Below are 13,888 nucleotides of genomic sequence, written 5' to 3'. Positions count from 1 at the left end.
CAACCCGAGGGTTGTCTTACTTAACTTCAACTTCAGCGCCAGCTTCTTTCAGAGCAGCTTCAAGTGCAGCTGCGTCATCTTTGCTGATGCCTTCTTTGATCACGCCAGTTGCTTCAACCAGATCTTTGGCTTCTTTCAGGCCCAGACCAGTTGCGGTACGAACGGCTTTGATTACTGCAACTTTGTTCGCGCCAACAGCTTTCAGGATAACGTCGAATTCAGTTTTCTCTTCAACAGCTTCAGCTGGGCCAGCAGCAACAGCTACAGCAGCAGCAGCAGAAACGCCGAATTTTTCTTCCATAGCAGAAACCAGCTCAACTACTTCCATTACGGACATAGCGGCAACGGCTTCCAGAATTTGGTCTTTAGTGATAGACATAACAATTGTTCCTAAGAATCAGAAAAAGTTTATACGTTAGCAAGTACGAAGAAAAGAGAGGCCTTAAGCCGCTTCTTTTGCATCGCGAACAGCAGCCAGAGTGCGAACCAGTTTGCCGGCAGCGGCTTCTTTCATGGTCGACATCAGACGTGCCAGTGCTTCTTCGTAGGTCGGCAGCGTTGCCAGACGGTCAATATTGGCCGCCGTGATCAGCTCACCTTCAAAGGCTGCAGCTTTGACCTCAAATTTTGCATTCGCTTTCGCGAAATCTTTGAACAGACGAGCAGCAGCGCCCGGGTGTTCCATAGAATATGCAATCAGGGTCGGACCAACAAACGTGTCTTTCAGGCACTCGAACTGAGTACCTTCAACGACGCGGCGCAGCAGGGTGTTACGAACAACACGCATGTAAACGCCAGCTTCACGACCTGCTTTACGCAGTTCGGTCATTTTATCAACGGTAACGCCACGAGAATCCGCAACAACCGCTGAAAGCGCACCTTTGGCTACTTCGCTGACTTCAGCAACAATCGCTTGTTTGTCTTGAAGATTTAATGCCATTAGCTTTAGCTCCTGGATTTGACCGGGGATGGATTTCCCCGGAACTCACTTCACTTATTCGCCCGAAGGAAAATAAGCGCTATTACACGGTGAGCAGAATCCAGTAAAGAAAAATTCTTTTGGTTCTGTCACCGTCTACGCAGGGTATTAAGCATTACATCCGAAAATGTGCAGCTCCTGCGGTCTTGGACGGAGGCCAGGATAAGGCCTGGCTCCAACCTAAAATTCGGCTGTACATCGTGGCTCAGATTGCCTTGCACTGACAGCCTTTATAAGGCCTGCTGAACACTTTACTGTGTTTCAGGCGACTGACTCAGTCGCTGCGTTCGCACAATCTGACTTACTCACGATGACATCTGCATGAATGCAGAACAACGGGCGTAAGATTCTAGGTGAATTTTTCGCCCGTTTCAAGCAGCAATTAGTTTGCCGCTGCGCTCAGACCAGCCTGGTCAACGGCAACGCCGGCGCCCATGGTGGTAGAGATGCTGACTTTCTTGATATACACGCCTTTCGCCTGAGCAGGTTTTGCTTTTTTCAGCGCAACCAGCAGAGATTCCAGGTTTTCTTTCAGTTTGTCAGCATCGAAGTCCACTTTACCGATGGTAGTGTGGATGATGCCGTTTTTGTCGTTACGATAACGAACCTGACCTGCTTTAGCGTTCTTAACCGCTTCAGCAACGTTCGGGGTTACAGTACCGACTTTCGGGTTTGGCATCAGGCCACGTGGACCCAGAACCTGACCTAACTGGCCAACAACGCGCATTGCATCTGGAGATGCAATAACAACGTCAAAGTTCATTTCGCCTTTCTTGATCTGCTCAGCCAGATCTTCCATACCTACCAGCTCAGCGCCAGCTGCTTTAGCAGCTTCAGCGTTTGCGCCCTGGGTGAAGACGGCTACACGTACAGAACGACCTGTACCGTGTGGCAGAACGGTCGCGCCGCGCACGTTCTGGTCAGATTTACGAGCGTCGATGCCGAGGTTAACAGCAACGTCTACGCTTTCTACGAACTTAGCGGTAGCCAGCTCTTTCAGTAATGCGATTGCTTCAGCAATATCGTACTGCTTAGTCGCGTCAACTTTGTCGCGAATAACGCTCATGCGCTTGGTCAGCTTTGCCATTTCTTAGTCCTCTACTACCAGGCCCATGGAACGAGCAGTACCTTCGATTGAGCGAGTCATCGCTTCAACGTCAGAACCAGTCATGTCCGCAGCTTTAGTTTCTGCGATTTCACGTACCTGAGCACGAGTCACTTTACCGACTTTATCTTTGTTCGGCTTACCAGAACCAGACTTGATGCCCGCTGCTTTTTTCAGCAGAACGGCAGCCGGAGGCGTTTTGGTAATGAAGGTGAAAGAACGGTCGCTGTATACGGTGATAACAACTGGAGTAGGCAGGCCTTTTTCCAGTGATTCTGTTTTGGCGTTAAACGCTTTACAGAATTCCATGATGTTAACACCCTGCTGACCCAGAGCTGGACCAACTGGTGGACTTGGGTTCGCCATACCAGCTGCAACCTGCAGCTTGACGTAGGCTTGTACTTTCTTAGCCATGATAATTCCTCAATTGGGTTATAGCGCCTTTAAAAGGCTCCCCGTGGTAACGATTTACACGCTGTTGCCAGCGCATAAAAACAAAAGGCGCGAAATTATAGTTTAATTTCGCGCCTGCTGCAACAGCCAAATAGTGAAAGAAAGGTTAGCCTTTCTCCACCTGACCGAAATCGAGTTCGACAGGTGTTGCACGTCCAAAGATGGAGACCGAAACAGTCAGACGACTCTTCTCATAATCGACATCTTCGACCACGCCGTTAAAGTCGGCAAACGGACCATCGTTGACGCGTACCATTTCGCCCGGTTCGAACAGCGTTTTCGGACGTGGCTTGTCACCTACCTGCTGCAGGCGGTTCATGATCGCATCAACTTCTTTATCGCTGATTGGCGCAGGGCGGTCAGAAGTACCACCGATGAAACCCATTACGCGTGGCACGCTGCGAACGAGGTGCCAGCTGGCATCATTCATTACCATCTGAACCAGAACGTAGCCTGGGAAGAATTTACGTTCGCTTTTACGGCGTTGACCACCACGGATCTCGACCACTTCTTCAGTCGGCACCATGACGTCGCCAAACAGCTCTTCCATGTTGTGCAATTTGATGTGCTCACGCAGCGACTGTGCTACGCGGCCTTCAAAACCGGAAAACGCCTGCACGACGTACCAGCGTTTTTTTGGAGCTTCAGACATCTCAGAACCTCAGGCCAGTGATAAACGATACCAGACGGACCAGAATGCCATCCAGCCCCCACAAAATCAGTGACATCACGGCAGTGACCGCGGCAACGATTAACGTGGTATGCAGTGTCTCCTGGCGGGTTGGCCAGATAACCTTGCGCATTTCGGTTCTTGCTTCACGTGCAAAGGCTACGGTCGCTTTGCCTTTGGTCGTTAAAAGCGCAATGCCGCCTGCTGCTGCAATCAAAATAACAACAGCCAACGCACGCAGAGGTAACGTCACATCACGATAGAGGTAGTTACCTACGATCGCCGCAAGCAGTAATAAGACTACCACTACCCATTTCAGCGCTTCGAGGCCGCGCCCGCTCCCTTGAGCTTCGGTATTCGCACTCATAAACCAACCTGCCACAATAATTCAGAAACTATTCTGCCCCGCATCGCGAGGCATCCAAACCGAATGAGCTTTTGGGGCGTAACTCGGTATCCAGCGCCGCATAACAGAGCCTGTCTCAGCAATGATTATGGTGCAAAATCACTGATGAGTCAGGTTCTATAAAACAGCGTACAAAAAGGGCATCAAATGATGCCCTTTCCATGTGCATTGCGTCAAATATTATCGGTAATTAAGCGATAACTTTGGCAACAACGCCCGCGCCAACGGTACGGCCGCCTTCGCGGATTGCGAAGCGCAGACCTTCGTCCATTGCGATTGGGTGAATCAGGGTAACAACCATTTTGATGTTGTCGCCTGGCATAACCATTTCAACGCCTTCTGGCAGCTCTACTGAACCGGTCACGTCAGTGGTACGGAAGTAGAACTGTGGACGGTAGCCCTTGAAGAACGGAGTATGGCGGCCACCTTCGTCTTTAGACAGAACGTAAACTTCTGACTCGAACTTGGTGTGTGGCTTGATGGTGCCTGGCTTCGCCAGAACCTGACCACGCTGGATGTCTTCACGCTTGATACCGCGCAGCAGAACACCACAGTTTTCGCCTGCCTGACCCTGGTCCAGCAGTTTGCGGAACATTTCAACACCGGTACAGGTTGATTTCGCCGTATCTTTGATACCCACGATTTCAACTTCGTCGCCGACTTTAACAACACCGCGCTCAACACGACCGGTTACTACAGTACCACGGCCAGAGATTGAGAATACGTCTTCGATTGGCAGCAGGAACGGCATGTCGATAGCACGAACCGGATCCGGGATGTAGTTGTCCAGGTGGTTAGCCAGCTCAACGATCTTCTCTTCCCACTCTGGGTTGCCTTCCAGCGCTTTCAGTGCTGAACCGCGAACGATTGGAGTGTCGTCGCCCGGGAAGTCGTACTGTGACAGCAGGTCACGGACTTCCATCTCAACCAGTTCCAGCAGCTCTTCGTCATCAACCATGTCACACTTGTTCAGGAACACGATGATGTAAGGAACGCCTACCTGACGACCCAGCAGGATGTGCTCACGGGTCTGAGGCATTGGGCCGTCAGTCGCAGCAACAACCAGGATCGCGCCGTCCATCTGCGCAGCACCGGTGATCATGTTTTTCACATAGTCGGCGTGGCCCGGGCAGTCAACGTGTGCATAGTGGCGAGACGGGGTTTCATACTCAACGTGTGCAGTGTTGATGGTGATACCACGTGCTTTTTCTTCAGGGGTGCTGTCGATCTGGTCGAACGCACGCGCCTGGCCGCCGTTGGTTTTAGCCAGAACGGTGGTGATTGCTGCAGTCAGGGTGGTTTTACCGTGGTCAACGTGACCGATGGTGCCCACGTTTACGTGCAGTTTGTTACGTTGAAATTGCTCTTTAGCCATCGCTTGTCCCTCTAAGACACGGATATATCAAAGATATCGTCACATTAACCAGGCATTGCCTGACTGCAAGGAGTTACAGAGAAAATCAGGAGGGAGATAAAGGAAGTGGTGCTGATACCCAGAGTCGAACTGGGGACCTCACCCTTACCAAGGGTGCGCTCTACCAACTGAGCCATATCAGCACATCTGGAGCGGGCAGCGGGAATCGAACCCGCATCATCAGCTTGGAAGGCTGAGGTAATAGCCATTATACGATGCCCGCATCCTGGAACTCGGCTACCTGTTCTTTCTGTAGCTTGTGAATAATAGGGGAAGTCCCCTATTATTCTTAGCCTGCCAGCGAAGCTGGCTGACTTTGACTGAGCTTACACCCAATCTGAATTCAGGGTGAGAAGAAGTGACTCACCTGCCAGATAAACAGGTTGTTTATCTGTTCTCAACCCGAGGGTCGAGATGGTGGTGGGAGAAGGATTCGAACCTTCGAAGTCTGTGACGGCAGATTTACAGTCTGCTCCCTTTGGCCGCTCGGGAATCCCACCTACTTGATGGTGCCGGCTACCGGAATCGAACTGGTGACCTACTGATTACAAGTCAGTTGCTCTACCAACTGAGCTAAGCCGGCATCAAGTGACGCGCATTCTAGGAAGGTCGGCTGAAGGATGCAACAAAAAAATCACTGTTTTTGTTCTATCGCTTACTATTTGTGCAAAGCATCGCAATTTACCCCTATTCTGCAGAAATAACGTCCAATTATTGGTCAAATTTTCGCGTCATCTTCTGTCCCTGGATTTGGTCTTCACGATTTCATTCTTTGGTGGATGGCTTTTTTCACGCCCCCTTTTTTTGCTGATCCTGCAAAATTCGTCTCGATTGCTTATTTATTGCCCGGTGTTTTCCATCGACAGCCGGTTTTTGTTTGTGGATATCGGTTTGTTTGTGCAAAAACGTCACCACAGGGTAAGCGATGAGTGATGTTAAGTTGACAGGGTTGCAGAGAAAACGTACTGGCACCTAAAGAGGTGGGAATGGACACTGGCACAATACCGCTTTCAATACGCGTGAATAAGGCATTGCTTGTATGCTTTCTGTGGCCGACAGCGCTGCTCTGTTCGGTTACTGGCCTGACAGGCGCGGAGTGCATGTGTATTGATGTCGACGCGGTGAAGATGAGCGAGGTTGCATATGAACAGGTACTGCCTACGTACAACAGAGAAGTCACATGACACATGAGAACGGCCCGATGCTTGATGTGCAGATTCCACCCTGTCCGCACCGATGACGGCTGCGACCAACTGGAACGCCGCCGAAAGTCATTATGTTTGTCCCTTCTGTTGTCAGAACGCGCTGTGCCTCCCGGTTCAACCTGCATAGAAACCCGGTCAGGCGGATTGAAGCGCTTCTTCTCTCCTTCGGCCCTCAGACAGCTTAAGCACACCACAAAGCCTGTGGCGGCCTTATGTTGGCAGCAACGGTATTTGATGCACACGCCATGCGAGGGCAGAGAAAGGGTCGTGGTAAGGGTTATTCGTCACGGGAAAGAGAGTACAGAAGGTATCCGTGCCTGGGGCAGACTGGTCTCTGAAGGCAATAAAGTGCGTTGTGGATGTTCAGACAAATGACCTGGGGAATGAAAGCACGCCCCAAAACAGTGACGCGCCTGACACGCACCTTATTTGCGGCTTAACGTCCGGCATAAAGTAACAAACAGCCACGGATTCATTGCACGCGCGATCATGAAAGACCCGCTCGTTAACCGGCTGCTGGCTAAGTGAACCATACGATAATGAGCGGAGGCCCGTTTACGTGCCCTGATCCGTGCTACCCACCAGGCTGAAGATTTACCTGTCACATCGCATGCTGTAATTACAGAGATCAAGCCTCTTGATCAAGGATTTGTTAAAATTGCGGAGGCGCCGACGAAAGCTTATCCCCGTTTATTTTTTACTTCTTTTAAAAGCTATACTGGTGGTACCCTCCAGCCCATTGTTCTCGTTAATAACTCTGTGACCCGCAATTCATTACGCTACCGTGCCCGAGTAATCTTCGGTGAAAATGTACAGATTGGTTTGAATCTGCAGTCAAATGTATACTTATGGATAAAACGACATCACTCACCACGCCTTATTTACAGTTCACCCGTGAACAATGGGCGTCATTACGCGACTCCGTTCCCATGACGCTGGCAGAGGATGAAATTGCTCAGTTAAAAGGGATAAACGAAGACCTTTCTATTGAAGAGGTGGCCGAAATCTATCTGCCGCTCTCACGCTTGCTGAATTTCTATATAAGTTCGAATGTGCGTCGCCAGGCTGTTCTGGAACAATTTCTGGGCACAGACGGGCAAAAGATCCCTTACATTATCAGTATTGCTGGTAGCGTTGCGGTGGGGAAAAGTACGACTGCCCGCGTTTTACAGGCGCTTCTCAGCCGCTGGCCTGAGCACCGTAAGGTTGAGTTAATTACAACTGATGGCTTCCTTCATCCGAACTCGGTACTAAAAGAGCGCGGTCTCATGAAGAAAAAAGGGTTTCCTCAATCTTATGATATGCATCGGTTAGTTAAGTTTGTGTCAGACCTTAAGTCTGGCGCCCAGCAGGTGACGGCGCCCGTTTATTCCCATCTCATTTATGACGTTATTCCGGATGGGGATAAAGTGGTGCAACAACCCGATATTTTAATTCTGGAAGGCTTAAACGTTCTTCAAAGTGGAATGGATTATCCTCACGATCCGCACCACGTATTTGTTTCTGATTTTGTCGATTTTTCTATCTATGTCGATGCGGAAGAAGATCTTTTACAGCACTGGTATATCAATCGCTTTCTGAAATTTCGCCAGGGCGCTTTCACCGATCCCGACTCTTATTTTCATCATTATGCACAGTTACCTGAAGATGAGGCCATCAAGATCGCGGGATCGCTGTGGAAAGAGATCAACTGGCTGAACCTGAAAGAGAATATTCTTCCTACACGTGAAAGAGCCAGCTTGATTATGACCAAAAGTGGTAATCATGCGGTTGAAAAAGTCCGCCTGAGAAAATAAGTTACGACAATAAAGCCTGCCTTAAAAGCAGGCTTTACAGACTTTTAAAGGGGACGCAGCGATATTTCCCCACCCATCCAGGATTTAATTTCGCCCTCTTGTTCCAGCAGCAAACCACCCTGATTATCAATGCCGCGTGCAATGCCGTGAACTTCCCGCTCGCCCATCAGTAACCTGACCGGACGGTTGATAAAGTTGTCTAAGCCTGCCCAGCGTGCGACAAAAGGTGCCAGACCTTCCTGTTCAAAAACAGGTAGTGCCTCACGCAGGCGATTGATTAACGTTGCAGCCAGGTCATTACGATCAAGCGTTACGCCCGCTTCCTGCAGATTAATCCAGCCCTGATTGATTTGCGCCGCGTCGGCATTTCGCATCGCTAAATTGATGCCCGCTCCCATTACGATCTGCGCAGCATCGCCGGTTTTACCGGTTAACTCCACTAAGATGCCTGCTAATTTTCTGTCATGGAGGTAAATATCATTCGGCCATTTTACGCGAACATCCTCCGCACCTAATGACTGAAGCGTCTCTGCCATCACTATACCAATCACCAGGCTGAGCCCCATCGCTGCAGCAGGCCCTTGCTCCAGACGCCAGTACATAGACATATAAAGATTAGCACCGAAGGGAGAAAACCAATGCCGCCCGCGTCGTCCGCGTCCCGCTTGCTGATATTCCGCTACACAGACGGCACCTGAAGGCAGTGAATCCATACGCTCAAGTAAATACTGGTTCGTCGAATCGATAACCGGTATCACGGCGACATCGGGCTGAGAAAGCTGACCAAGAATCGCCTCTTCATTGAGCAACTGAAGCGGTGCAGGGAAGCTGTAGCCTTTCCCGGTAACCGTATACACTTCAAGGCCCCAGCTTTTTAACGTCTGAATATGTTTATTAATTGCTGCGCGGCTCATGCCGAGCGTTTCACCTAATTGCTCACCAGAATGAAATTCGCCATCTGACAGGATATCAATAAGCTTTAGCGGTACGCTGTGGTCTTTCATGCAATCACCTCAACCGCATTGCATTCACCTTGTGCCCGGATAAAACGGACCTCAGGCTCAAGCCAGACATCAAATTTCTCACCTACGCGTGCGCGCACCTTTTTGGCCAGCGCAACGATATCGCCTGGCGTGGCATCGGCAGCATTAATCAGCACTAATGCCTGCTGCTGATGAACTTCCGCGCCGCCAACGCGACAGCCTTTAAGCTGACACTGATCGATTAACCAGCCTGCGGCAAGTTTTACCATACCCTCTGGTTGGGGATAATTTGGCATCGCAGGATAGTGATTAAGCAATACTTCAGCCTGCTGGCGGCTAATCACTGGATTTTTAAAAAAACTGCCAACATTGCCTGTTATTTTGGGGTCAGGTAATTTGCTCTGTCGCATATGGCAAACGGCATGAAACACATCCCAGGCATTCGCAGTCGCCGGATTAAGCGTCTTTAAATCGCCATACGTCAGCACCGGTTGCCACTGTTTGGTTAATGAAAACCCGACGGCAACAATCGTATAGCCCGACTGGTACTGATGTTTAAAAATGCTGTCGCGATAGCCAAACTGGCAATCGTCACGGCTTAAACGCTCAGTGACGCCGGTTTGCAAATTCAGCACGTCTACATATTCACAGACATCTTTCAGTTCAACGCCATAGGCGCCGATATTCTGGATGGGTGCAGAGCCGACCATACCGGGAATAAGTGCCAGGTTCTCTAGTCCGGAAATCCCTTTTTCCAGCGTCATTTTTACCAGTTGATGCCAGTTTTCACCCGCGCCAACATGCAGCTTCCAGCGCTCATTCTCGTCGCGTATTTCAACTCCAGCGATGCGGTTGAGCACCACAATGCCCGCGAAGTCCTCAAGAAACAGTACATTGCTGCCTTCACCCAGGACCAAAAAGGGTTGCTGGTTACGCTGGCTCATCTGCCATGCCGCAAGTATGGCTTCAGGCGTTTCGGCGACAATACGAATTTGTGTGCTGACATCAAGACCGAGCGTATTGTCGGCTTTTAAGGAGGTATACGAGCTGGACATGATAAGGCCTTCACGGGGTTAATCTGGCCGTAGTTTACCGCATCATGAACGGATTGAGAGGGAATTTGCGTGCGAAGACGTTTTTCGCTGCATATCAGCCACTCAGAACGCTGAACGGGTAGAAAGAAATCCCGTCGCGGGCATGACGACAGGGGAAGCTGATGGAATGGGAGTTGTTTAAAGCAGCTAAAAACACAGGCGGAACAATTGTGAAGTATCAGCAGAACTTTGTAGAGGTGGGCATCCATTTCATCCGGCCGTTTTGCCAACCGCACGTTTAAACAGCGCGGTTTGATCGCAGTCTGTTTAGCTATTCACTGGAGAGATTGATGCAAAGCATGGGCTAAAAGGCATAGACAGGAAAGGGCCGCTGACGACATATTCTTTCCTTTTACATGCAGAGACAAGGTAAACGGACCAGGGAGGATGACCGGCAGGCGACGGCAGAGATCTGCCCTGAAGCCCGCAGAGGCCCGGCTGCCCCCGCCCTCCCCGGACGGCGGACGTAAAAAAGCCCCGTACTTCCGTACGGGGCTTCTTCACCTGATTGATGCCTGGCAGTTCCCTACTCTCGCATGGGGAGACCCCACACTACCATCGGCGCTACGGCGTTTCACTTCTGAGTTCGGCATGGGGTCAGGTGGGACCACCGCGCTACAGCCGCCAGGCAGATTCTGTCTGCCGCACCGCCCTCTCGGGCCGCACGGCGTTATCCGGTAAACAAGGCTGAAAATTCTTTCTGTCTCTCAACCAAAACGCCTCTGGCGTTGTAAGGTTAAGCCTCACGGGTCATTAGTACCGGTAAGCTCAACGCATCGCTGCGCTTACACACCCGGCCTATCAACGTCGTCGTCTTCAACGTCCCTTCAGGAGGCTCGGAGCCTCAGGGAGAACTCATCTCGGGGCAAGTTTCGTGCTTAGATGCTTTCAGCACTTATCTTTTCCGCACTTAGCTACCGGGCAGTGCCACTGGCGTGACAACCCGGACACCAGCGGTGCGTTCACTCCGGTCCTCTCGTACTAGGAGCAACCCCCCTCAATTCTCCAGCGCCCACGGCAGATAGGGACCGAACTGTCTCACGACGTTCTAAACCCAGCTCGCGTACCACTTTAAACGGCGAACAGCCGTACCCTTGGGACCTACTTCAGCCCCAGGATGTGATGAGCCGACATCGAGGTGCCAAACACCGCCGTCGATATGAACTCTTGGGCGGTATCAGCCTGTTATCCCCGGAGTACCTTTTATCCGTTGAGCGATGGCCCTTCCATTCAGGGCCACCGGATCACTATGACCTGCTTTCGCACCTGCTCGAGCCGTCACTCTCGCAGTCAAGCTGGCTTATGCCATTGCACTAACCTCCTGATGTCCGACCAGGATTAGCCAACCTTCGTGCTCCTCCGTTACGCTTTGGGAGGAGACCGCCCCAGTCAAACTACCCACCAGACACTGTCCGCAGCCCGGATCACGGGCCCACGTTAGAACACCAAACATTAAAGGGTGGTATTTCAAGGACGGCTCCACGCAGACTGGCGTCCACGCTTCAAAGCCTCCCACCTATCCTACACATCAAGGCTCAGTGTTCAGTGTCAAGCTGTAGTAAAGCTCCACGGGGTCTTTCCGTCCTGTCGCGGGTAACCTGCATCTTCACAGGTACTATAATTTCACCGAGTCTCTGGTTGAGACAGTGCCCAAATCGTTACACCTTTCGTGCGGGTCGGAACTTACCCGACAAGGAATTTCGCTACCTTAGGACCGTTATAGTTACGGCCGCCGTTTACTGGGGCTTCGATCAAGAGCTTCTCCTTACGGATAACCCCATCAATTAACCTTCCAGCACCGGGCAGGTGTCACACCGTATACGTCCACTTTCGTGTTTGCACAGTGCTGTGTTTTTAATAAACAGTTGCAGCCAGCTGGTATCTTCGACTGGCCTCGGCTCCGGGAGCAAGTCCCTCACCTACGCGCCAGCGTGCCTTCTCCCGAAGTTACGGGGTCATTTTGCCGAGTTCCTTAACCAGAGTTCTCTCAAGCGCCGGGTATTCTCTACCTGACCACCTGTGTCGGTTTGGGGTACGATTTCGTGTTACCTGATGCTTAGAGGCTTTTCGAAGCAGGGCATTTATCACTTCAGCACCGTAGTGCCTCGTCGTCACGCCTCAGTGTAAAGTGCACCGGATTTGCGGCGCACACACCTACACGCTTAAACCGGGACAACCGTCGCCCGGCCGATATAGCCTTCTCCGTCCCCCCTTCGCAGTAACACCAAGTACAGGAATATTAACCTGTTTCCCATCGACTACGCCTTTCGGCCTCGCCTTAGGGGTCGACTCACCCTGCTCCGATTAACGTTGAACAGGAACCCTTGGTCTTCCGGCGACAAGGTTTTTCACCTTGTTTATCGTTACTTATGTCAGCATTCGCACTTCTGATACCTCCAGCATGCCTCACAGCACACCTTCAACGGCTTACAGAACGCTCCCCTACCCAACAACGCTTACGCGTCGCTGCCGCAGCTTCGGTGCATGGTTTAGCCCCGTTACATCTTCCGCGCAGGCCGACTCGACCAGTGAGCTATTACGCTTTCTTTAAATGATGGCTGCTTCTAAGCCAACATCCTGGCTGTCTGTGCCTTCCCACATCGTTTCCCACTTAACCATGACTTTGGGACCTTAGCTGGCGGTCTGGGCTGTTTCCCTCTTCACGACGGACGTTAGCACCCGCCGTGTGTCTCCCGTGATAACATTCTCCGGTATTCGCAGTTTGCATCGGGTTGGTAAGCCGGGATGGCCCCTAGCCGAAACAGTGCTCTACCCCGGAGATGAGTTCACGAGGCGCTACCTAAATAGCTTTCGGGAGAACCAGCTATCTCCAGGTTCGATTGGAATTTCTCCGCTACCCACACCTCATCCCCGCACTTTTCAACGTGCGTGGGTTCGGGCCTCCATTCAGTGTTACCTGAACTTCACCCTGGACATGGGTAGATCACCTGGTTTCGGGTCTATACCCTGCAACTTAACGCCCAGTTAAGACTCGGTTTCCCTGCGGCTCCCCTATACGGTTAACCTTGCTACAGAATATAAGTCGCTGACCCATTATACAAAAGGTACGCAGTCACACCACGAAGGTGCTCCCACTGCTTGTACGTACACGGTTTCAGGATCTCTTTCACTCCCCTTCCGGGGTGCTTTTCACCTTTCCCTCACGGTACTGGTTCACTATCGATCACTAGGGAGTATTTAGCCTTGGGAGATGGTCCTCCCAGATTCCGACGGAATTTCACGTGTTCCGCCGTACTCATCGAACTCACAGCCTGTGCACCTTTGTGTACGGGAGTATCACCCTGTACCCTGCGACTTTCCAGACGCTTCCACTGATGCACAAGCTGATGCAGGTTCTGGGCTCCTCCCCGTTCGCTCGCCGCTACTGGGGGAATCTCGGTTGATTTCTTTTCCTCGGGGTACTTAGATGTTTCAGTTCCCCCGGTTCGCCTCATGCCGCTATGGATTCACTGCATGATAGTGTGACGAGTCACACTGGGTTTCCCCATTCGGGTATCGCCGGTTGTAGCGGTTCATATCACCTTACCGGCGCTTATCGCAGATTAGCACGCCCTTCATCGCCTCTGACTGCCAGGGCATCCACCGTGTACGCTTGGTCGCTTAACCTCACAACCCACAGGCGTTTTGCGCTTGCGTGTTATGAGCTTTTGAGAGACCCGAACGCATCGTGCTGTGTTCCTTATTACGGAGGAACACGACGTACGTCGTTTCAAATTTTCAGCTTGTTCCGGATTGTTAAAGAGCATAATACTTCGCAGCACA

The 13,888-nt window shown here is 51.3% G+C and carries 10 protein-coding genes, 4 tRNA genes and 2 rRNA genes; 1 reads left to right on the top strand and 15 read right to left on the bottom strand.

Annotated elements, in window-relative coordinates:
• Window positions 1–16: 16 nt before the first annotated feature.
• From rplL to G5574_RS14480, 11 genes are all read right to left on the bottom strand, one after another.
• Window positions 17–379 carry a 50S ribosomal protein L7/L12 gene (gene rplL / locus G5574_RS14530; protein ID WP_006121499.1) on the bottom strand — a complete coding sequence of 121 codons (363 nt, stop codon included), beginning with the start codon at window positions 377–379 and terminating at the stop codon, window positions 17–19.
• Window positions 380–442: 63 nt separating this feature from the next.
• Window positions 443–940, bottom strand: coding sequence for a 50S ribosomal protein L10 (gene rplJ, locus G5574_RS14525; RefSeq protein ID WP_003848098.1), 498 nt, complete (start codon window positions 938–940; stop codon window positions 443–445).
• Between the two features lie 421 nt (window positions 941–1,361).
• Window positions 1,362–2,066 (bottom strand): 50S ribosomal protein L1, encoded by a 705-nt coding sequence (rplA, locus tag G5574_RS14520; RefSeq protein ID WP_006121496.1) that lies wholly within the window; start codon window positions 2,064–2,066, stop codon window positions 1,362–1,364.
• Window positions 2,067–2,069: 3 nt separating this feature from the next.
• Window positions 2,070–2,498, bottom strand: coding sequence for a 50S ribosomal protein L11 (gene rplK, locus G5574_RS14515; RefSeq protein ID WP_006121495.1), 429 nt, complete (start codon window positions 2,496–2,498; stop codon window positions 2,070–2,072).
• Window positions 2,499–2,643: 145 nt separating this feature from the next.
• Window positions 2,644–3,189, bottom strand: a complete 546-nt coding sequence (gene nusG / locus G5574_RS14510) for a transcription termination/antitermination protein NusG (RefSeq protein ID WP_003848088.1) — start codon at window positions 3,187–3,189, stop codon at window positions 2,644–2,646.
• A gap of 1 nt (window position 3,190) precedes the next feature.
• Window positions 3,191–3,574, bottom strand: a complete 384-nt coding sequence (secE, locus tag G5574_RS14505; protein WP_006121494.1) for a preprotein translocase subunit SecE — start codon at window positions 3,572–3,574, stop codon at window positions 3,191–3,193.
• Window positions 3,575–3,803: 229 nt separating this feature from the next.
• Complete coding sequence (tuf, locus tag G5574_RS14500) at window positions 3,804–4,988, bottom strand: elongation factor Tu (RefSeq protein ID WP_006120578.1); 1,185 nt, start codon at window positions 4,986–4,988, stop codon at window positions 3,804–3,806.
• Between the two features lie 106 nt (window positions 4,989–5,094).
• Window positions 5,095–5,170 (bottom strand) — tRNA-Thr (locus tag G5574_RS14495).
• A 5-nt stretch (window positions 5,171–5,175) separates the two neighbouring features.
• Window positions 5,176–5,250 (bottom strand) — tRNA-Gly (locus G5574_RS14490).
• Window positions 5,251–5,442: 192 nt separating this feature from the next.
• Window positions 5,443–5,527, bottom strand: a tRNA-Tyr gene (locus G5574_RS14485).
• Window positions 5,528–5,534: 7 nt separating this feature from the next.
• Window positions 5,535–5,610, bottom strand: a tRNA-Thr gene (locus G5574_RS14480).
• Window positions 5,611–7,080: 1,470 nt separating this feature from the next.
• Here G5574_RS14480 and coaA point away from each other — a divergent pair.
• The gene (gene coaA, locus G5574_RS14475; RefSeq protein ID WP_006121491.1) at window positions 7,081–8,028 is read left to right on the top strand and encodes a type I pantothenate kinase; all 948 of its coding nucleotides are present in this window, start codon (window positions 7,081–7,083) and stop codon (window positions 8,026–8,028) included.
• Window positions 8,029–8,072: 44 nt separating this feature from the next.
• Here coaA and birA read toward each other — a convergent pair whose 3' ends face one another.
• The 4 genes from birA to G5574_RS14455 all read right to left on the bottom strand — a co-directional run bounded on the left by birA (window position 8,073) and on the right by G5574_RS14455 (window position 13,732).
• On the bottom strand, window positions 8,073–9,032 hold the full coding sequence (gene birA / locus G5574_RS14470; RefSeq protein ID WP_006121490.1) for a bifunctional biotin--[acetyl-CoA-carboxylase] ligase/biotin operon repressor BirA: 960 nt from the start codon (window positions 9,030–9,032) through the stop codon (window positions 8,073–8,075).
• Complete coding sequence (gene murB, locus G5574_RS14465; protein ID WP_164482775.1) at window positions 9,029–10,066, bottom strand: UDP-N-acetylmuramate dehydrogenase; 1,038 nt, start codon at window positions 10,064–10,066, stop codon at window positions 9,029–9,031. The genes birA and murB overlap by 4 nt, the downstream gene beginning before the upstream one ends.
• A 552-nt stretch (window positions 10,067–10,618) precedes the next feature.
• Window positions 10,619–10,734 (bottom strand): 5S ribosomal RNA (gene rrf, locus G5574_RS14460).
• Window positions 10,735–10,837: 103 nt separating this feature from the next.
• Window positions 10,838–13,732: ribosomal RNA gene (locus G5574_RS14455) — 23S ribosomal RNA — on the bottom strand.
• Between the last annotated feature and the right edge of the window lie 156 nt (window positions 13,733–13,888).

Origin of the sequence: Pantoea stewartii (assembly GCF_011044475.1) — a bacterium.
In the GTDB taxonomy this organism is placed as follows: domain Bacteria; phylum Pseudomonadota; class Gammaproteobacteria; order Enterobacterales; family Enterobacteriaceae; genus Pantoea; species Pantoea stewartii.
The sequence above is the reverse complement of the archived record's forward strand: the minus strand, read 5'-3'. Positions and strand labels throughout refer to the sequence as shown.

Excerpts from the sequence above, each read along its gene's own strand:
- rplL (WP_006121499.1), bottom strand. The coding sequence starts at position 379 with ATGTCTATCACTAAAGACCAAATTCTGGAAGCCGTTGCCGCTATGTCC.
- rplJ (WP_003848098.1), bottom strand. The coding sequence starts at position 940 with ATGGCATTAAATCTTCAAGACAAACAAGCGATTGTTGCTGAAGTCAGC.
- rplA (WP_006121496.1), bottom strand. The coding sequence starts at position 2,066 with ATGGCAAAGCTGACCAAGCGCATGAGCGTTATTCGCGACAAAGTTGAC.
- rplK (WP_006121495.1), bottom strand. The coding sequence starts at position 2,498 with ATGGCTAAGAAAGTACAAGCCTACGTCAAGCTGCAGGTTGCAGCTGGT.
- nusG (WP_003848088.1), bottom strand. The coding sequence starts at position 3,189 with ATGTCTGAAGCTCCAAAAAAACGCTGGTACGTCGTGCAGGCGTTTTCC.
- secE (WP_006121494.1), bottom strand. The coding sequence starts at position 3,574 with ATGAGTGCGAATACCGAAGCTCAAGGGAGCGGGCGCGGCCTCGAAGCG.
- tuf (WP_006120578.1), bottom strand. The coding sequence starts at position 4,988 with ATGGCTAAAGAGCAATTTCAACGTAACAAACTGCACGTAAACGTGGGC.
- coaA (WP_006121491.1), top strand. The coding sequence starts at position 7,081 with ATGGATAAAACGACATCACTCACCACGCCTTATTTACAGTTCACCCGT.
- birA (WP_006121490.1), bottom strand. The coding sequence starts at position 9,032 with ATGAAAGACCACAGCGTACCGCTAAAGCTTATTGATATCCTGTCAGAT.
- murB (WP_164482775.1), bottom strand. The coding sequence starts at position 10,066 with ATGTCCAGCTCGTATACCTCCTTAAAAGCCGACAATACGCTCGGTCTT.